Source organism: Pedobacter sp. ASV12, assembly GCF_016429155.1.
Lineage (GTDB): Bacteria > Bacteroidota > Bacteroidia > Sphingobacteriales > Sphingobacteriaceae > Pedobacter.
In genome coordinates this window covers 1-646 of the sequence record NZ_JAELUC010000228.1, presented here as the reverse complement: position 1 = coordinate 646, position 646 = coordinate 1, and the positions used below count along the sequence as shown (strand labels likewise).

Annotated in this window: 1 protein-coding gene; it reads left to right on the top strand. The window is 40.4% G+C overall.

The window, feature by feature from the left end; translation table 11 throughout:
• A partial coding sequence (locus JHD69_RS20040; RefSeq protein WP_233166107.1) for a glucosamine inositolphosphorylceramide transferase family protein occupies positions 1-530 on the top strand: 530 nt, incomplete at its 5' end.
• Positions 531-646 lie beyond the last annotated feature (116 nt).

Genomic DNA, 646 nt, shown 5'->3' with positions numbered 1-646 from the left:
AAGTTGTGCTTTACCAGGTAGATGCACTAAACCCCGCGCAATTGATACAGCGTAAGGTACTGCTCTCCGGAATGCCGTTTGTAGACAGCTCGATAGTTTTTTATGCCGCTAAATATTGGCTTTTTACCAGCATATCGGGCAATAGCAAACTGCTTTATATTTTTTCTTCAACAACTTTAGACGGACATTACAAGGCGCATCCGCTAAATCCCATCGCCGTAGAAAAACAAGCATGCAGAAGTGCTGGAAGCATATTTGTATGGGAAGGGTCAATTTACAGGCCCACTCAAAACCCGGTTAATTGCTATGGAGGTTCTATCCAGATCAATAAAATCACGGTGCTTACCGAGAGCGAATACAAAGCAGAATCCGTTTTCGAGATCTTTCCAGATAAGAACTATCCTCGCGGTATCCATCATATCAGTTTTGCCCACAACAAAATAGTTGTAGATGGCAAGCGTAAAGTGTTCGATCTCTTAATGCCGCTTAAAAAATTAGTTAAAATCATCAGAATAACCTTGCAAGCCTAGCTAATTAATCCATTTACAAAAATGAAAACCAATAACAACCGCATATGGGTCATTTCTTTAACTGATGTGCCGAATGGAGCAGAAAATGTGCTGTTAAAAGTAGCAGTGTCCATTAA